This is a genomic window from Vagococcus sp. WN80Y (assembly GCF_059621045.1).
The window spans coordinates 1-17,788 of sequence record NZ_JCAQHY010000131.1 but is presented as its reverse complement, the minus strand read 5'-3'; the positions used below and the strand labels follow the sequence as shown (position 1 = coordinate 17,788).

The following is a 17,788-nucleotide window of genomic DNA, read 5'->3' as shown; positions in this document are numbered from 1 at the left end:
GTGGTTAAATCTAATGTGTGGTTTTGTAGGGATAATTCATTTTAATAGCAAAGAAGCGATTGATTATGATCAAAGAATCAGAGAGATGAACCAAGAAATTGTTCATCGTGGACCTGATAGTGAAGGTTACTATAGTAACGAAATGATTCATTATGGCTTTCGTCGTTTAAGTATACTTGATATAGAGTGCGGGTCTCAGCCGATGAGTTTTGCTGATGAACGCTACTGGATTGTGTTTAATGGTGAGATTTATAATCATCAAGAACACCGTGATATTCTAGAAAAAGAAGGAGTTACCTTTGCGACAACAACCGATACTGAAGTTATTTTGGCTTTGTATGATAAGTACAAAGAAAAAACAGCAAGTATGCTACGAGGGATGTTTGCGTTTCTTATCTGGGATAGCCAAGAGGAAATTGTTTACGGTGCACGTGATCAATTTGGGATGAAGCCAATGTATTTTGGTCAAATTGATAGTGACTATTATTTCGGTTCTGAAAATAAAGTCGTTGAAAAGATGATGCCAAATAAAAAGGTTAACACAGCTGCGTTACAGAACTATTTTACATTTCAATATGTACCGGGAGAAAAACGCTTGGTTGAAGGAATCGAATCGGTTAATCCAGGCACGTATTTTATTATTAATAAAAGTGGGACTATGTCGTTTACAAGATATTATCAAGCGACATTTAAGCCTGTTGATATGGAAGAAAAAGTGCTTGCTAAACAAATTTCTGATGTACTGCATGATAGTGTGAAGGCACATATGCGCGCTGATGTTACAGTCGGATCGTTTTTATCTGGTGGTGTGGATTCATCGGTTATTGTGGCTTTGGCACGCCAGTTAAGTCCGAACTTGAAAACTTTTTCAGTTGGTTTTGAACGAGAAGGGTTTAATGAAATTGAAGTAGCGAAGGAAACGGCTGCTAAATTAGATGTAGAAAACTTCAGTCGAATTATTACACCTGCCGATTTTATCAATGAGTTTGATGATTATATCTGGACTTTAGATGATCCTTTAGCAGATCCAGCGGCGGTTGCTCAGTATTTCTTATCTCAAGTTGCTAAGGAACACTGTACAGTTTCATTGTCAGGAGAAGGTGCGGATGAATTATTTGGTGGCTATCTGATTTATCATGAGCCAATCTCTCTTGCAGGGTTTGAAAAAATCCCAAGTGGTATGAATAAGATGATTAATTCTGTTGCAACAAAATTGCCACGGAATATGAAGGGGCGTAACTTTTTACTAAGAGGATCAACTCCTCTTGAAGAGCGTTTTGTGGGAAATGCAAAAATCTTTACGGAAGATGAAAAGCGCCCATTCTTAAAAAACTTTGATCCGAACCAACATTATATGCAAGTGACAGCACCTTACTATAAACGCAGTGAGGGGTTAGATCCAACAACTAGGATGCAAGATTTGGATATGCATACATGGTTAGTGGATGATTTACTGCACAATGCTGATAGAACTACAATGGGCTCTAGTATTGAGTTGCGAGCACCGTTTGTAGATAAAGAGGTCTTTAAAGTAGCGGCACAAATTCCAACATCATTGAAATTCAAAAATAACACAACGAAATATATGTTAAGAAAAGCAGCTGAGGAGTTTGTTCCTGAGCATGTTCTGTATCGGAAGAAACTTGGTTTCCCTGTTCCGATTCGTTTTTGGTTAAAAAATGAATTGTATGAGTGGGCGAGACAAATTATTTCGGAAGCCAAGACGGATGAGTTTATTGATAAAAATTATGTCCTTGATATGTTAGAAAATCATCGTAAAGGTGATGTAGATTACTCACGCAAGCTGTGGACATTTATCACATTTATTCGTTGGTATGACTGCCATATTTTGATGGGAAAATAGTTAATTAAGGTAAGTCTGATTTGTTCGAATTCGAAGAAATCAGGTTTATTTTTTTATGCCAAAGTCAGAAGCAAGGGACAAATTTGCTTTAGAATGAATTGAGGAAAAATGTGCATAAAATAACAATTTGCATATTTTTGTTAATTAATTGTCCTTATTTTGATAGAAATATCGATTTTATTTTGATTAATGATGACACAGTGTTTAAGTCTGTATCATTATTTATTTTTGTCAAATTTCCTAATAAATTGTTTAGTAACGCGAAGTAGAATTGGAACAGATATTAAAATAGTCATAATTAAAAATAAAATTGCAACAGTTATTTAACACAAATTACAAATTGAGCTAATTACATTTACTTGTGTTTTTTTGTTTATCTAAATATACTTAATGTGTTGTTAACGATACTTTGTTTTTTTAGTAGAGTTAAAGCGTTATTATTAAGTTTTTGGAGGGTAGGTGTTTTGAAAAAGTTGTTAGAGGTTATTTAGAAGGGAAGAAAGGCAGATGGGTGTTAAAGGAGGACGGAGTAAGAAAAAGAATAGGTTAGTAAAAGTAATGCTATCTTGTTTAAGTTTTGTTATGTTAAGTCAGTCATTTTTATGGCTATTTTCTTTACCAGCAGATGCAGCAGTGCTAAGTGTCGAAATATTGGATAATTTATCAGTAAGCAACGATAGTGGAACGAGTCCAACGGTCAAATGGACCACATCTACAGTTAATAAACCAGTTGTGTTTACTACAACGGGGAAAAATTTAGCAACAGTCTCCGTCAACTTAACTGGACCGCGGCAGGCTGTATTGGTTATTCCAGCAGAATTAGCCAATCGTGTCCATCCACAAGCTGGAATTAAAGCACAGGTAGATACTCGAGTTCTGTTAGATTTGTCTAAAATTACGGCCATTACGAGTGTTTTAAGTTTAGTGACATCTTTATTAAATACAGTTGGGAATATTTTGAATAATCCTATTTTGTCAATTAATTTGGTGGAATTCAATAAAGCTGTAGCTGATGTCTATGATTTAGAAAACTTTATGGCAGCAAGTTTTCAGGAAAATATGACTGAATCGTCAGATCACCGCTCACTATCTGTCATACTAGATAAAGGACTAGGGCCTATATTGGCCGCTGAAGTAGCAAAACGGTTTAATGCTTTAGCAACTGCGACGACTAATTTAAAAGTTACTGGTGGTATCGGCCTAGTAAATGATGCGGCTACCCTTGTATTGAAGGGAGTTGTGAATCCGTTAGTTACCGCGATCAATACTTTGGTTCAAAATTTGAGTAATCCTTTAGGCGCGACAACGCAACAACTTGTTGATGGATCAGTGCTCGGGGATACGTCAATTAAAATGCCAACACTAGTTAGTGGTCCAACCGTGTTAGTAAATGATTATCAAGCTCAGTTTGTTGGAACAGTCATCAAGTCTTCGGTGATAGATATTAATTTATTGTCGACTTCAACAAGTAAAACGTCTATTTATTTTTCAGGGGAGAACCTAAAATTTAATGAGACATTATTGCCTGCCTCGCTAAATTTTGGCACTCATTTAATTCAAACAACAAAAGATGAGACTTTCGTCGCAAATGATGGAACAGCTGATACTAAAGGAAAAGTATCTCTGAGTGAAAGTCGAACAGGAACTAAGAAGTGGCAAGTTAAAGTTAGTCAAGAACAGGCTTGGTTGAATACGAGTAAGCAGCTAGTATCGCCCCGATTGCGAATTTATGGTGGTGGGCTCACGAGTAGCTTTTCAGCTGGAGTCGTAACGAGTATTGGTCAAGGCCAACTCGAGTTAGTGACGAACGAACAAAAAGAAATTTTGAGTCTGGCACAAACCACTGAAACAGGTCAAGTTTCTCTTGATCTTACCAAATTTGAGTTATTTGTTCCTAAAAATACACCGAAAATCAAAGGAGATTATCGGACAATTATCCGTTGGACAGTGACCGAAAGCCCGTAAGGAAAGGAGTAGTGGGCATATTGAAAAAATTGTTACTATTAGTTTGTTTTCTTATTGTGTTCTCTATGACTAGTCTATCGGTTTCGGCAGCCACGACTGGACAAGTCAATTATTATGGTGAAGAGAGTACAGTGCAAGAGGAAGAAACGTCAACAGATTCTACAGTAAAACCAGTTGATAAGGGGCATTTGGTGATACCAGATAAGACGCCTATTAGGCAGTCACTTCTTCAAGCCAGTGATTCAGTTAATTATTTTTTATCAGTAGTGGGTGTCATAATTATTTCAGTAGTTATTTACCAAATAAAAAAACCATAAATTTAGGAGGAATTTACGATGAAAAAATCACTATTAGTTTTAGGAACAGGCGCAATTGTTGCAACGAGTTTTGCATTAGCTCCAGTCAGTTTAGCAAAGGATACAACTGGGCAGGTAACATATCAAACTGGTGGTGTTGTGTTGGATCCGACACCAGAAAGTGGTGAAACAGGCGTTTCTCTGCCAACTGATTTGAATTTCGGATCTCATCAAATTCAAACTAAAACTGATGAAACTTTAGTTGCAACAGTAGATGGCGTCCAAACTTCTGCTTTAACAACAGGGGCTGTTAGAGTTCGCGATAATAGAGGGGAAACTACTCCAATTGGTTGGAACATAAAAGTGAAACAAGCGGTTCAATTTACGAGTGTGACAAGTTCAAAACCATTGACAGGTGCTCAATTAAGTATTTACACTAATCCAACGATCACTAATAATTTTTCTAATATAACTGGCTTAAGTTCTCAGTCAAAATTAACTTTTGATCAGTTCGATGAAGAGAAGAGTATCTTTAAAGCAGCAGCAGGAGCTGGTGATGGTGAATCAACCTTAGGCTTAGACAAATTCGAGCTATTTGTAGCGAAAAATAATTCTAAAGTGAAAGAAAAATATCAAACTACATTAGTTTGGACTGTTTCTGAAACACCTTAGAACAGGCTTAATAAGTTAGCTAAAAGTGAGACTGAGGAGCTCTCAGTCTCACTTTTAGTGAATGGTGTTGAGAAAGGAATGATGAGTGTCGTGAGAAAGTTAAAAATGATGTTTGTGGTATTATTGGGAGTTGTCTTTTTTTACCTAGGAACAGGCGTAAAAGCCGAAACCAAAACTGCCTCGTTAGATAGTTTCGACGTTGTTGCAGAATTGCCAGAGAATCAACTAGATAAGAAGGTTAAGTATTTTGATCTGTTGATGAAACCAGCCGAAGAAAAAACGCTGAAAGTGAGTCTTATTAATCGTTTAGATACTAAGCTACCCTTGGAATTATCCTTCAATAAGGCGATGACAAATGGCTCAGGAGTTGTTGAGTATTCTGGTGTTTTAGAAGATTCAGCAAAATCTAACCCATTCAATATCGAAGATGTTGTGCAGTTGAGTGAATCGGCAGTAACTCTCCAGCCGAATGAAACCAAAGAAATTCAATTGAAGATCAACATGCCAAATGAAGCGTTTTCTGGAATTCTAGCAGGTGGGCTCTATGTCAAGCAGTTGGCTGGTGAAGAAAAAACTGAGGGGAATATTACTAATTTATTTTCTCGAGAAGTGGCATTGTTACTTCGAACTAGTCAGGCCATGGTTAAGCCAGAGCTTAGTATAATAAGCGCCTCAGCGATTCAAACCAATTCGAGAAATGTGATTGAAACAGTTATTGATAATACATCTGCTACGTATCTTCAAGATGTTACAGTCGAATCGACAGTCATGCTAGGCAATAGGAAGGTTCTAACGCGTAAAGAAGAGAATATGAAGATTGCTCCGAACACAATTTTTAACTATCGAATTCCCTTATCTGGAGAATCTTTTGGTGCCGGGGACTATAAGGTAAATGTCACCGTGACATCTGGAGAACAAAAGTGGCAAGGACACCCAACATTTAAGATTGATAGTAAGGAAGCAAAAAGCCTCAATCAGCAAGATGTTAGTGTGCAGGCGGGGAAAAAACCACTTCCTTGGTCAACGATCATTTTAGCTAGTGTATTAGTGGTTGTGATAATGGTACTAGGTTATTTATTGAAGCATAATCGTCAGCTAAAGCGTAATCTAGAAAAGAAAAAAGCTAAACGGAGCTCTTCACGACGACACAAACAACGCGCATAAAAAATGCCAAACATCAGAATATACTGGTGTCTGGCTTCTTTTTTATTGGTGTCAATAAATTGCTTAGTTGATCTATTAACGAGTTAGCTCAATTCGTTTAACATTCCACAATGCGATTCCTAGAAAAATGACACTTGAAACAATTAGAATAATCACAGGAATACCGATCTCATATTGATAGTTCATTAGAATTCCAAGCTCTTCTTTTACAACCTGAACAGCTTGAGAATCAGCTGATGTGAACGCATTTTGAGTTAAAATTCGGCGAATTAAGACTACACCACTGGTTAATGGAAAATATTTAACAACGAGTTGTGCAGCCTCAGGTAAATTGCCCATAGGGACATAGCAGCCAGTTAAGAAGCCAACTAGGGGGCCAATGATCGAGGTCATCGTTGAGAAAGTATCCATTCGACGGAAGAAGCTCGCCACAAAAAACATAAAGGAAGATGAGCATAGGACCATTAAGAAACTAACGACAATAAGTAAACTTAGTTGTTTAACTGATAAAAAGGCCCCATTTGAAATGAAAACAATATACAATTCTGCCACAAAAATGACGACTAAGGTAATAATGAATGAAATGATGAAGGTGCTAAAAAAGTAGCCTAACATCACGTTACTCTTAGAGATAGGTGAAATCATAAAATCTGTATAGATATTGCGCTCTTTATCACGGATCATTAAACTAACAGAGCCTAAGGTTGAGCTGGCAGAAGCAATTCCAATAACACCAGCTAACATCCAAGTATCGACAACTAATTGTGGGTGAGTCAGAACAGACAATTGATTTACGACACTATCTCCTAATAAAAAGACATATAACCCAATCATGATGATGGCACCGATAAATGACCCAATCACGGCTTGTTTGTTTTTGAAAAATAATCTTAATCCTCTATATACTAGTGCATTCATATGTTGCTCTCTCCTTTTCTACAATGGCTAAAAATACGTCTTCTAGTGTCAGACAATGATAAGTTTCTTTCAAGTTTTCAGGTGAATCATAGGCCATAATTTGGCCTGCTCCAAGCATTAAGATGTTATCAGAATCTCTAGCTTCTTCCATATAATGAGTGGTTAGGACCACAGTCATTTGATATTTCTTTTTTAATTGATGGACTAGTTTCCACATTTCTGCTCGAGAAACGATGTCTAACCCAGTCGTAGGTTCATCCAGAAATAGTAATTTCGGTGTATTAAGTAAGGCCCTTGCGATATCGACCTTACGTTTTTCACCGCCAGACAGGACACCATAACGTTTAGTAAGAAGGTGTTCACCTTGAACATCTGCTAGCTTTTCTTTGGCCAAACATTTGGCTTTTTTCCAATTGTTTGTATAAAAGTAGGCCCGTAAGACTAAGTTATCTTTAACCGATAAGTCAGGATCTAAGATACTAGTTTGAAAGACCACTGAAATGAGCGACTTATGCTCGGCTGAGTGAGCTGTTAGTGCCTGGCCTTCAAATAGTATTTCTCCAGAGCTGGGTTTAGTCAAACCTAAAATTAAAGAAATTAAGGTTGATTTTCCAGCACCGTTTGGTCCTAAAATGGAAAATAATTCACCTTGTTTAATTGAGAAAGATAGATCGTTAATTACCTTTTGTTGCTGATAATTTTTACTTAAATGATTAATGGTTAATAATGAGGTCATAGCTGTTTCTCCTTTGTTTGTCTTGTTGATAAATTAACTATAACCAATTTAGTTTAGAGAAACAATCGACTTTTACTAAGAGGTAGAAAAGGGCAACTAAGATGCAAAAAAACAAGATAAGAGGTTATAACTTATCTTGTTTATGTTGGTTAATATAGTCATTCATTGCCTCAGCGTCTTTTTTATCACTGCTAAACATAATAAATTTGATAAAGAAGTAGATTAGGATAACCACAACAAAGTTTGTCAGCAAGCCTTTGACTCCTAATTCCCAATGATAGAGGTAATTACCTAGAATATTCAAGCTGAAAATTAGGCAGATATACATTATTTGATTGATTAGTAACCTGCGATTAGAGTAGCTCTCATTATCATCTACTAGAAATAGCAGTAAGCCAGAGATAATCGAGATGATTAAAATATACTCAATAACATTAAAGAGTACGTGCTTTTGAGTTACCAGATTTAGCGTGACTAATATTGTAAAAATTAATGATGTTAAGCGAAAAGCTCTTTTTAAATAGTTAACTATTGCCATAATTATCTCCCCATTCCTAATCCATTTTTTAAATCAGGTACATATTTTCTAGAAATGGCGACTCGCTCGTTATTGCTTAAAAGTGCTTCAAAACGACCGCTTAAAGAGGGGGAGATAGCATTTATTGCTTTGATATTTAGCAACATCGACTTGGAGGTCCGAATAAATTTATAAGGCAATAGCTTTTCTTCCAATTGATATAACTTGTCAGAGCTTTGACAGACCATCTGTTGCGTGTAGATGAAGCTTTTTTTATCTACGACTTCTATATATAAGATGTCAGAAAAAGGTATTTTGTATAAGGCGCCATTTTCTTCTCCCATTAAGAAATGCTCTTCTTCTTTTAGGATGGACACTATTTGCTCAATGACTGGTGTGATTTTGTGAATAGCTAACTTCGCAGTTTCCTCTTCGTGGGAATCAATAAGTTCAATAGTTGTTTTCAATGTTATCTTATTCCCTTCTTTTTTACTATATTGATTATAGCATAAGGTAACTAGCTAAAAATGAAAAATGGTTCGTTTATTTGCTCGCAATCATGCAAAAAATAAGGGGGTTATGTTTTTTTAGTAATTATTTGAAAGTGGAAATTAGTAGGAAGGTAATTGTTTTGGTGAAAATAGTGAGTGATATTATGGTGCTAATAAGTCGAAACAAAGCTTGGTATCAAACTATTTCAAATTAACCAAAAGGTGTGGTAGGATAAAGGTAATATTAGGGAAATTAGGAAGTTACAGTATAAAAATAACTATTTTGTACTATAACTAAGGGATTGAAGGAGAGACTAGTCAGGTTCAGAAACTATAGGAGTGAAAAAGTGGAAGCGGGGGTACGGATGAAACGAATAGAGAAAATCTATTTATTTGTTAGTAAGCAGTCAAAAGAATTGGGTGAAACCTCGATTGCACTTGGAGGTGGTGTTACGACAAAGGATGTTGCAGAAGCCTTTGGGATTCAGCGGTCTAATGCCAGTAAAGATTTGAATGAACTGGTAAAAGATGGCTTACTCACCAAACTTGAGGGAAGACCAGTTCGTTATATTGAGAGTGGTTTAGCGTCGAGCCAGCAGCTAGCTAATAAGCCGCGAGTTCAAGAAATAGCTGTTGAGACAACTGATATTTTCCAGCGAGTCATTGGTCGTAATGGCAGCATGAAAGTACCAATCGAACAAGCAAAAGCGGCTATTTTATATCCGCCTAAGGGGCTAAATTGTTTAATTACAGGTGCTACTGGTTCAGGTAAAACGCATTTTGCTCATTTAATGTTTGAATTTGCTAAGGGGAAAAGTCTACTAACTGGTGTTCAAGAGTTGGTGGTGTTTAATTGCGCTGATTATGCTCATAATTCAGAGCTCTTAATGAGTCATTTGTTTGGTTATGCTGCGGGAGCTTTTACAGGTGCAACGAAGGAAAAGGATGGCTTGATTGCAACAGCAGATGGCGGCATGCTCTTTTTAGATGAGATTCACCGGTTACCGCCAGAAGGTCAAGAGATGATTTTTTATTTTATGGATCATGGACGTTATAGCCGTTTAGGTGAAAGTGCTAAGGAGCGTCAAGCTGATGTGCGAATTATTTGTGCAACCACAGAGGATTCAACCTCTTATTTACTAAATACCTTTGTGAGACGGATTCCGATTAGTATTCAATTACCGAGTTTTAATCAAAGACAAACTCATGAAAAGATTGGTTTGGTTAAGCTAATGGTAGGGATTGAAGCTGAACGAATTCAACGAAAAATTTCTTTAACAGAAGATGTGGTTAAAGCTTTAATTGGCAGTGTCACATATGGCAATATTGGGCAATTGAAGTCTAATATCCAGTTGATTTGCGCGCGAAGTTTTCTTAGTCATATGGATAAGGAAGAGATTCTAATTAGTCTTGAAGATCTGACTGAAGAAGTTAAGATGGGGCTAAGTCAACTTGCGAATGATCGACAGATATTAGGAGAACTGGCTCAAGGTTTGGAACCTATTATGGAGGTTTTTCCGGATCAAAAGCTACTGCCTCGTTTAATTGATTCTTATGAGTTACCGTTTAATTTGTATGAAATAATTGATGAAAAAGCGGCAATGCTGAAAAGCGATGGAATTGATCAAGAGTCAATTAATCAGTTTATCATGACGGATATTAATATTCATTTGAAATCATTTTATAAAAATCACCGATTAACCTTTGATAGTGAGGACAAGTTGGCGGAAATTGTCGAGCAAAAAGTGATCGACTTGACCAAACAAATTTATGAGGTTGCTAAAAGAAAACTTAATGATGGCTTTCAAGTGAATTTTATTTATGCGATGAGCTTGCATATCAGCTCTTTTTTGAAACGCCATCAGCTTGATCACCAAGTTGAACTAAGTAGTAACGACAGTATTAGAAAAATGGTCAGAGAGTATCCTGCCGAATATGAGGTTGCCCTAGACATTAAAGCATTGATCATGTCTGATTACGGGATTAATATTCCTCTTGAAGAGGTGGAATATTTAACAGTCTTGTTAGTCTCGCTTAAAAAGGAAAAAGAAACAGGTAGAATTGGGATAGTTGTAGCAGCTCATGGTAATAGTACAGCAACGAGTATGGTTCAAGTGGTAAAGCAGTTATTTGGAAGTCATAACTTGGTTGCAGTTGATATGCCGGTGGAAATGAAGCCGCGTGTTGCTCTTGAAGAAATCATTGTTGCTGTTAAGCAAGTTGATAATGGCAGCGGCGTGATTTTATTAGTTGATATGGGATCTCTTGGCACCTTTAGTGAGGAAATTCATCGTCGAACTGGGGTTCATGTGCGAACGATTGACATGGTGACAACGGCATTGGTATTGGAGGTAGCGCGTAAAACAGAGTTGTTGGATACTGATTTAGACCGATTGTTTCAGTCGTTGAAAAATTTTCGAGGTTATGGCCAGGCTCTTAATCAAAACTCAGAAGTCGAGAAAGAGGTCGTGTCCAGTGAAAAGTGCCAAAGAGCTATCGTAGCAATTTGTGCGTCTGGACAAGGAACAGCTAAACGAATGAAAGGGATTATTGAGAATTTCTTAGTAGAAGTAGGCGAAGATGACTTAGAGGTATTGCCAATTTCGGTAGTGGATATGCCTTCGGTGCTAGAAAAGATTCAGTCTGATTATCACTTAATAGCGATTACTGGTATTATTGACCCTAAGATAGGGGTTCGCTATATTCCGATGGAAATGCTATTTTCTGGCGAGGCGAAGGGGATTTTACAAGAATTGATTATGGATGCTGAAACGGCGTTATTTGAACCTGTTGTCCTAGACGATCAACAATCGTGGGACATTTGTGAAACTTATTTGAGAGAAACATTTACTTTTATTAATCCAGAAAAGGTAATGCCAGCTTTTTGGTCCTTTACTCAAGAGGTTATAAGAGTCTTTTTACCAGAGGTTGATTACGCGTTTATCATTAATATGATTATGCATTTAGGAGGGATGATAGAGCGGATTTTAGTTCAAGATTGTTTAACAATTGCTGATGAAAAGAAAAGCATCTATCAAACTAAGCATTTTAGCGAATTGAAAGAGGTCGCAGAAGAATTGGAACGAACTTTGTTTATCGAGATCCCTGATGAAGAAATGTACTATCTTTTACAAATTTTAAATAATACACTAGATTCGTACACTGATTAGTGTATTAATAAGTGGCGATACACTAATCAGTGTATCGTTTTTTTGTTTATTTATTTTTCGAAAACTTGATACGACAGATGTTTTTAGCAATACACTAAAATTGGCACGAAACTTGCTTATATATTAGAGAAAGAATGATTAGAAGGTGTAAAGGAAAGAAGGTGATTTGTTGGGGATTGATATTCGTTTGGTGAGAATTGATGACCGTCTAATTCATGGACAAGTTGCTACGGTTTGGGCAAAGCGTTTAGATATTCAACGGATAATCGTGGTGAGTGATGCTGTGACAAAGGATAATTTACGAAAGACGCTTTTACAACAAGCAGCGCCTCCAGGAATTAATGTTAATGTTATTCCAGTAGCAAAGATGATCGAGATTTATTCTAATCAGCTGTTTGATGATGTTAGGGTTATTTTATTGTTTACCAATCCAGTTGAAGTGGTAAAAATCGTTAAGGCTGGTATCTGGATACCTTCTGTTAATATTGGCGCGATGGGCTATTCCATTGGCAAGAAGATGGTGTCTAATACTATCGCAGTGGATGATGTTGACATTGAAGCGTTTAACTATTTAAATAGTCTAGGAATTGAGCTTGAAATCCGCAAAGTGATTGCAGATAGTCAACAAAATTTAATGGATGTTTTAAAAAAAGCTAAACTTACTTAGCTTTTAAATATAGAAAGAGTGAGAGGATGTGGTTTTGTTAGGGAAAGAGCAACGTAATAAAATAGGAGTGGCGTCAGAAAGGGCTCCTGTTTAGCTACACATTAGTATAATTTATTATAGGAGGTAGAGAGATGGTAGGAATTATCCTAGCAAGTCATGGTGAATTTGCTGAAGGCATCTTGCAATCTGGTGCAATGATTTTTGGAGAGCAAGAAAATGTTAAAGCGATAACGTTAATGCCAAGCGAGGGTCCCGATGATGTAAAGGCTAAAATGAAAGACGCAATTGCTTCTTTTGATAATCAAGACGAAGTCTTATTCTTAGTCGATTTGTGGGGCGGTACGCCATTCAACCAGGCGAATAGTTTGTTTGAAGAACACAAAGAAACATGGGCGATTGTTGCGGGTATGAATCTGCCGATGGTTATTGAAGCTTACGCGTCACGGCTATCGATGACATCAGCTCATGAAATTGCTGCACATATCCTTGGTACAGCTAAAGAAGGCGTGAAGGTGAAACCAGAAGTATTGGAACCAGAGGAGACAACAAAGGTACCGGTTGATGATGGACATCCTAAAGGGGCACTAGCACCAGGAACAGTAGTGGGAGATGGTAAACTTAAAATTGTTTTGGCGCGGGTCGATTCACGGCTATTACATGGTCAAGTTGCAACGGCGTGGACAAAATCAGTCTTGCCAACGCGAATTATTGTCGTTTCAGATGCTGTAGCAAAAGATGATCTTCGTAAGAAATTAATTGAGCAGGCAGCGCCACCAGGGGTTAAAGCAAATGTTATTCCAATTAGTAAAATGATTGAAATTGGTAAAGATCCTCGTTTTGGTGGAACTAAAGCATTGTTACTGTTTGAAAACCCTCAGGATGTGTTAACAGTGATTGAAGCAGGGGTTGACATTAATGAAGTAAATGTTGGTTCGATGGCACATTCAGTTGGCAAAGTAGTTGTAAGTAAAGTGCTATCAATGGGGCAAGATGATGTCGCGGCCTTTGAAGCAATGGAAGAAAAAGGAATCAAGTTTGATGTCCGAAAGGTACCAAATGATTCTAAAGCAAACATGGAGGATATTCTCAAAAAAGCGAAGAGCGAATTGGCTCACGTTAAATAGAGAAAATAATAATTAAACTGGAGGTTTATCATGTCTATTATATCAATTGTTTTAGTCATATTCGTCGCCTTTTTAGCGGGTATGGAGGGAATATTGGATGAATTCCAATTCCATCAACCGTTAGTGGCATGTACATTAATTGGGCTAGTAACAGGTAATTTGACAGCAGGTATTGTGCTTGGCGGGACTTTACAAATGATCGCATTGGGTTGGGCAAATATTGGAGCAGCAGTAGCACCAGATGCAGCATTGGCATCCGTTGCATCAGCAATTATTTTAGTTTTAGGCGGCCAGGGTGTTAAAGGTGTTCCCGCAGCAATAGCGATTGCTGTGCCACTTGCTGTTGCGGGGTTATTTTTAACAATGATCGTTCGTACGTTGGCAGTGCCAATCGTTCATATGATGGATACAGCAGCAGAAAAAGGCGATATTAGAAAAATTGAAATGTTACATGTTGGGGCAGTCTGTATGCAAGGGATTCGAATTGCAATTCCTGCAGGGGCGCTTTTATTTATCCCAGCGCAAACAGTTCAAGGATTCTTAGAATCAATGCCAGCTTGGTTGACAGATGGTATGGCAATTGGTGGTGGAATGGTGGTTGCCGTTGGTTACGCGTTAGTTATCAACATGATGGCAACGAAAGAAGTTTGGCCATTTTTCGCGATTGGATTCGTTGTGGCAGCTATCTCACAATTAACGTTAATCGCTCTAGGTGCTTTAGGAGTTGCTTTAGCCTTTATCTATTTGAACTTATCTAAAATGGGAAATTCTTCAAATGGTGGTGGCGGTGGAAATTCAGGTGATCCACTAGGCGATATTTTGAATGACTATTAATCCTAAAGGAGGAGAAGAGAAAATGGCAGAAAAAATTACATTAACTAAAAAAGATCGTTTGGCTGTTGCATGGCGTTCAACTTTTATTCAAGGCTCTTGGAATTATGAACGTATGCAAAATGGCGGCTGGGCGTTTTCAATGATTCCAGCAATTAAAAAGTTATATACAAGTAAAGAAGACCGTTCGGCTGCATTAAAAAGGCATTTAGAATTTTTTAATACCCATCCTTATATTGCGTCACCAATTCTTGGGGTTACCTTAGCGCTTGAAGAAGAGCGTGCTAATGGTGCACCAGTTGATGATGTCGCGATTCAAGGGGTTAAAGTTGGTATGATGGGGCCGTTGGCTGGTGTTGGTGATCCAGTTTTCTGGTTTACAGTACGTCCGATGTTAGGTGCTTTAGGTGCTTCCCTTGCAATGGGTGGCAATATCTTAGGTCCAATCATTTTCTTCGTTGCATGGAATTTAATTCGTTGGGCATTCATGTGGTATACACAAGAATTTGGCTATAAGGCAGGTTCTAAAATTACAGATGACCTTTCTGGCGGCTTGCTGCAGGATGTCACAAAGGGTGCCTCTATTTTAGGGATGTTTGTCTTAGCGGCCCTCGTTCAGCGGTGGGTATCAATCAATTTTCAACCGATTGTCTCAAAAGTTAAGTTAGACAAAGGGGCGTACATCGAATGGGATAAGCTACCTGCTGGTGGTAAAGGTCTACAACAAGCTTTTGAAGAGGTAGCATCAGGAAAAGCACTTTCTGCAACTAAAATAACGAGTTTGCAAAATAACTTAGATCAATTGATTCCGGGATTAGCAGCTTTATGTTTGACCTTCTTATGTATGTGGTTGTTGAAGAAAAAAGTAAGTCCAATTGTTATCATTCTTGGATTATTCGTAGTTGGAATTCTTGGTCATGTAATTGGTTTGCTATAATTAATATAGCATCCAGTGAGGATGCAATAGAAAAGGAGCAGGTGCAATGGTTCAATCACTTAATACAAAGGTAGATTTGGTAATAGATGCGACGGCCTTTACTGGGCTGACGGATTATGGCAAAATCATGATTGGTGATAAAGGATTCGAATTTTATAACTCTCGTGATTCGCGTAAGTTTATTCAAATTCCTTGGGATGAAGTAAATTTTGTCATCGCATCTGTGCTTTTTAAGGGGAAGTGGATTCCTCGCTATGCTATTGAAACTAAGAAAAATGGTACTTATACATTTTCTTCTAAAGAACCAAAGAAAGTCTTACGTGCGGTCAGAGAATATGTCAATCCTGATCACATGGTTCAATCATTGGGTTTTTTCGATGTGATGAAGCGGACTTTTAGAGCGATTGGAAAGAAGAAAAATAGTGTTAAATAGGTAGTTATAAAAAATTATTGGGGAGTGAGACGTTTGTCTCGCTCTTTTTTTGCGTGCGCCAGGCATGGCGACTAACTAGGTGGTGAAAGTCCACTGCGAGGGTACACATCGACCAATCGCTAGAGAAACGCAAGGTGGCATCCGTGAGGGTGTAGCTGAAGGAAGCGTGTACCAAACTCTTGGCTCGACGAACAGAAACCTGATACTAAGGCTCGATAAGTGGATGAGATTCCGCAACAAATCAAAGTCCAAAAGATGTGCGTAAACTTACCCAGTAAATCAGGCGAGTAAAAGAGGAAAGTTAGTTGTCTTACCCTGGGATATCTCACGGACGATTAAGGAGTCCCCTATTAAGAAAATCGGTCGAAAAAGGTTTATCGTGAGAAGTCAGCCGACGTCATAGTAGTGGAAGTGTTCTTCCATGAAGGACTGAACAATTTATAGTGTTTCTGCACCACGAATGCACGAAAGATATAGTTCTGAATGTGTTAATGACGAAGGTATGAGCGTATCTCAAAGAATAGTCAAAAGAGAATTATCGTTCGTTACGTGAAAGGGAGGGAGGAACGAGTATGGAACTTTTAGAACAAATCCTGAGTAATCAGAACATGAACCAAGCCTACAAACGTGTTTATCGTAATAAAGGGGCAAGTGGTGTGGATGGAATTACTGTTGAGGAACTAAAGTCGTACCTTCGGGAACATAAAGAAGAATTTCGTTCTCAAATTCGTCAACGTAAATACAAGCCACAACCAACGTTACGAGTTGACATTCCGAAAGGAAATGGAAAAATGCGTCAACTAGGTATCCCCACTGTAGTTGATAGAGTTATCCAGCAGGCAATTAGTCAAATTCTTACTCCCATATTTGAAAAGCAATTTAGTGAGTATAGTTATGGATTTCGACCAAACCGCAGTTGTGAAATGGCGATTATCCAAACAATGGACTATATGAATAATGGATATGATTGGCTAGTGGATATTGACTTAGAACGGTTCTTTGATACTGTTCATCATGATAAACTTATGCGAATTATCTCAAGCACAATAGAAGACGGAGAGGTTATTTCTCTCATTCGCAAGTATCTAGTAAGTGGTGTAATGAAGAATGGAAACTATGAAGAGACACTGATTGGTACCCCGCAAGGTGGTAATCTAAGTCCTTTGTTGAGTAACATTATGTTAAATGAACTGGATAAAGAACTTGAATCAAGAGGGCTACATTTTGTTCGTTATGCAGATGACAGTATTATTTTTGTCAAAAGCGAGAAATCAGCGAAACGAGTCTTACAGTCCGTAACGACCTTTATTGAAAAGAAGTTAGGACTGATTGTCAATGCGGAGAAAAGCAAGATAAATCGTCCGAATGACACGAAATTTTTAGGTTTTGGCTTCTACTTTGATAGTCGCACAAAGAAATACCAACCAATCCCCCATAAGGATTCCATTCAGAAGTTTCAGCGAAGATTGCGTCAACTCACCAAGAGGAGTAGAAGTATTTCTCTTAATGAACGAATCGTGAAACTCAAACAAGTCATTTATGGTTGGGTAAACTATTTCCGCAAAGCGAAAATGAAAACGAAACTCGCAGAAATAGACGCCAAACTTCGGTCAAGAATCCGAGTCATTGTTTGGAAACAGTGGAAGAACAATAGAAAGAGAATCCGTTCGTTGGTTCAGTTAGGGATACCGGAAGAAGAAGCCAAAGGCTTGACATACTGTCGGAAGGGGTATCGATTTATTGGGTTATCGAAAGTAGTTCACAGAGCTCTATCCAATAAACGACTAAAGCAAAGAGGACTCCCCTTTGCTTTAGATTATTATCTAAAAGTGCATACTGTAATATAAGTTGAACCGCCGTATGCTGAACAGCTTGTACGGTGGTGTAGTGCTAGTATAGAAATCGGAACAGTTAAACGTGGAGAGTTGAGGTATACTAAAAGAAAACAAAAGGAGACTCTCAATGGCTCAACACACAAAAGAATTCAAAGAATCTGTTTTAGC

At 37.8% G+C, this 17,788-nt stretch carries 16 protein-coding genes; 12 read left to right on the top strand and 4 right to left on the bottom strand.

Features of this window, described 5'->3' with window-relative positions; genetic code table 11:
* Positions 1-13: 13 nt before the first annotated feature.
* The 5 genes from asnB (at position 14) to AC5KOD_RS06705 (ending at position 5,961) form a co-directional block, all read left to right on the top strand.
* Positions 14-1,864 carry an asparagine synthase (glutamine-hydrolyzing) gene (gene asnB / locus AC5KOD_RS06725; RefSeq protein ID WP_496913772.1) on the top strand — a complete coding sequence of 617 codons (1,851 nt, stop codon included), beginning with the start codon at positions 14-16 and terminating at the stop codon, positions 1,862-1,864.
* A 507-nt stretch (positions 1,865-2,371) separates the two neighbouring features.
* Positions 2,372-3,829, top strand: coding sequence for an adhesive domain-containing protein (locus AC5KOD_RS06720; RefSeq protein ID WP_496913771.1), 1,458 nt, complete (start codon positions 2,372-2,374; stop codon positions 3,827-3,829).
* A gap of 20 nt (positions 3,830-3,849) precedes the next feature.
* Positions 3,850-4,146 (top strand): hypothetical protein, encoded by a 297-nt coding sequence (locus AC5KOD_RS06715; RefSeq protein ID WP_496913770.1) that lies wholly within the window; start codon positions 3,850-3,852, stop codon positions 4,144-4,146.
* Positions 4,147-4,164: 18 nt separating this feature from the next.
* Complete coding sequence (locus AC5KOD_RS06710) at positions 4,165-4,797, top strand: WxL domain-containing protein (protein ID WP_496913769.1); 633 nt, start codon at positions 4,165-4,167, stop codon at positions 4,795-4,797.
* A gap of 90 nt (positions 4,798-4,887) precedes the next feature.
* Positions 4,888-5,961, top strand: a complete 1,074-nt coding sequence (locus AC5KOD_RS06705) for a WxLIP family cell surface protein (RefSeq protein ID WP_496913768.1) — start codon at positions 4,888-4,890, stop codon at positions 5,959-5,961.
* 75 nt (positions 5,962-6,036) lie between these two features.
* On the opposite strand, the gene AC5KOD_RS06700 is transcribed toward AC5KOD_RS06705, so the two are convergent.
* The 4 genes from AC5KOD_RS06700 to AC5KOD_RS06685 all read right to left on the bottom strand — a co-directional run bounded on the left by AC5KOD_RS06700 (position 6,037) and on the right by AC5KOD_RS06685 (position 8,599).
* Positions 6,037-6,879, bottom strand: a complete 843-nt coding sequence (locus tag AC5KOD_RS06700) for an ABC transporter permease (RefSeq protein ID WP_496913767.1) — start codon at positions 6,877-6,879, stop codon at positions 6,037-6,039.
* Entirely contained in the window at positions 6,860-7,615 is a 756-nt protein-coding gene (locus AC5KOD_RS06695) for an ABC transporter ATP-binding protein (protein ID WP_496913766.1), read from the bottom strand. The genes AC5KOD_RS06700 and AC5KOD_RS06695 overlap by 20 nt, the downstream gene beginning before the upstream one ends.
* A gap of 124 nt (positions 7,616-7,739) precedes the next feature.
* The gene (locus tag AC5KOD_RS06690) at positions 7,740-8,153 is read right to left on the bottom strand and encodes a DUF3021 family protein (protein ID WP_496913765.1); all 414 of its coding nucleotides are present in this window, start codon (positions 8,151-8,153) and stop codon (positions 7,740-7,742) included.
* A gap of 2 nt (positions 8,154-8,155) precedes the next feature.
* On the bottom strand, positions 8,156-8,599 hold the full coding sequence (locus AC5KOD_RS06685) for a LytTR family DNA-binding domain-containing protein (protein WP_496913764.1): 444 nt from the start codon (positions 8,597-8,599) through the stop codon (positions 8,156-8,158).
* 389 nt (positions 8,600-8,988) lie between these two features.
* Here AC5KOD_RS06685 and AC5KOD_RS06680 point away from each other — a divergent pair, with 389 nt between their 5' ends.
* The 7 genes from AC5KOD_RS06680 to ltrA all read left to right on the top strand — a co-directional run bounded on the left by AC5KOD_RS06680 (position 8,989) and on the right by ltrA (position 17,632).
* Complete coding sequence (locus AC5KOD_RS06680) at positions 8,989-11,793, top strand: sigma-54-dependent transcriptional regulator (RefSeq protein ID WP_496913789.1); 2,805 nt, start codon at positions 8,989-8,991, stop codon at positions 11,791-11,793.
* 169 nt (positions 11,794-11,962) lie between these two features.
* Positions 11,963-12,460: a PTS sugar transporter subunit IIB gene (locus AC5KOD_RS06675; RefSeq protein WP_496913763.1), complete on the top strand. Its 498-nt coding sequence runs from the start codon at positions 11,963-11,965 to the stop codon at positions 12,458-12,460.
* A gap of 131 nt (positions 12,461-12,591) precedes the next feature.
* Complete coding sequence (locus AC5KOD_RS06670) at positions 12,592-13,584, top strand: mannose/fructose/sorbose PTS transporter subunit IIA (protein ID WP_496913762.1); 993 nt, start codon at positions 12,592-12,594, stop codon at positions 13,582-13,584.
* Positions 13,585-13,614: 30 nt separating this feature from the next.
* The gene (locus AC5KOD_RS06665; protein ID WP_496913761.1) at positions 13,615-14,418 is read left to right on the top strand and encodes a PTS mannose/fructose/sorbose transporter subunit IIC; all 804 of its coding nucleotides are present in this window, start codon (positions 13,615-13,617) and stop codon (positions 14,416-14,418) included.
* Between the two features lie 22 nt (positions 14,419-14,440).
* Complete coding sequence (locus AC5KOD_RS06660) at positions 14,441-15,352, top strand: PTS system mannose/fructose/sorbose family transporter subunit IID (protein ID WP_496913760.1); 912 nt, start codon at positions 14,441-14,443, stop codon at positions 15,350-15,352.
* 46 nt (positions 15,353-15,398) lie between these two features.
* Positions 15,399-15,785, top strand: coding sequence for a DUF956 family protein (locus AC5KOD_RS06655; protein WP_496913759.1), 387 nt, complete (start codon positions 15,399-15,401; stop codon positions 15,783-15,785).
* A 572-nt stretch (positions 15,786-16,357) separates the two neighbouring features.
* A complete protein-coding gene (gene ltrA / locus AC5KOD_RS06650; protein ID WP_496913758.1) occupies positions 16,358-17,632 on the top strand; it encodes a group II intron reverse transcriptase/maturase in 1,275 nt (424 codons plus the stop codon).
* Positions 17,633-17,788 lie beyond the last annotated feature (156 nt).

What these genes read in the sequence shown, in the direction of transcription:
- asnB (WP_496913772.1), top strand. Translation starts at nt 14, where the DNA reads ATGTGTGGTTTTGTAGGGATAATTCATTTTAATAGCAAAGAAGCGATT.
- AC5KOD_RS06720 (WP_496913771.1), top strand. Translation starts at nt 2,372, where the DNA reads ATGGGTGTTAAAGGAGGACGGAGTAAGAAAAAGAATAGGTTAGTAAAA.
- AC5KOD_RS06710 (WP_496913769.1), top strand. Translation starts at nt 4,165, where the DNA reads ATGAAAAAATCACTATTAGTTTTAGGAACAGGCGCAATTGTTGCAACG.
- AC5KOD_RS06700 (WP_496913767.1), bottom strand. Translation starts at nt 6,879, where the DNA reads ATGAATGCACTAGTATATAGAGGATTAAGATTATTTTTCAAAAACAAA.
- AC5KOD_RS06695 (WP_496913766.1), bottom strand. Translation starts at nt 7,615, where the DNA reads ATGACCTCATTATTAACCATTAATCATTTAAGTAAAAATTATCAGCAA.
- AC5KOD_RS06690 (WP_496913765.1), bottom strand. Translation starts at nt 8,153, where the DNA reads ATGGCAATAGTTAACTATTTAAAAAGAGCTTTTCGCTTAACATCATTA.
- AC5KOD_RS06680 (WP_496913789.1), top strand. Translation starts at nt 8,989, where the DNA reads ATGAAACGAATAGAGAAAATCTATTTATTTGTTAGTAAGCAGTCAAAA.
- AC5KOD_RS06670 (WP_496913762.1), top strand. Translation starts at nt 12,592, where the DNA reads ATGGTAGGAATTATCCTAGCAAGTCATGGTGAATTTGCTGAAGGCATC.
- AC5KOD_RS06665 (WP_496913761.1), top strand. Translation starts at nt 13,615, where the DNA reads ATGTCTATTATATCAATTGTTTTAGTCATATTCGTCGCCTTTTTAGCG.
- AC5KOD_RS06660 (WP_496913760.1), top strand. Translation starts at nt 14,441, where the DNA reads ATGGCAGAAAAAATTACATTAACTAAAAAAGATCGTTTGGCTGTTGCA.
- AC5KOD_RS06655 (WP_496913759.1), top strand. Translation starts at nt 15,399, where the DNA reads ATGGTTCAATCACTTAATACAAAGGTAGATTTGGTAATAGATGCGACG.
- ltrA (WP_496913758.1), top strand. Translation starts at nt 16,358, where the DNA reads ATGGAACTTTTAGAACAAATCCTGAGTAATCAGAACATGAACCAAGCC.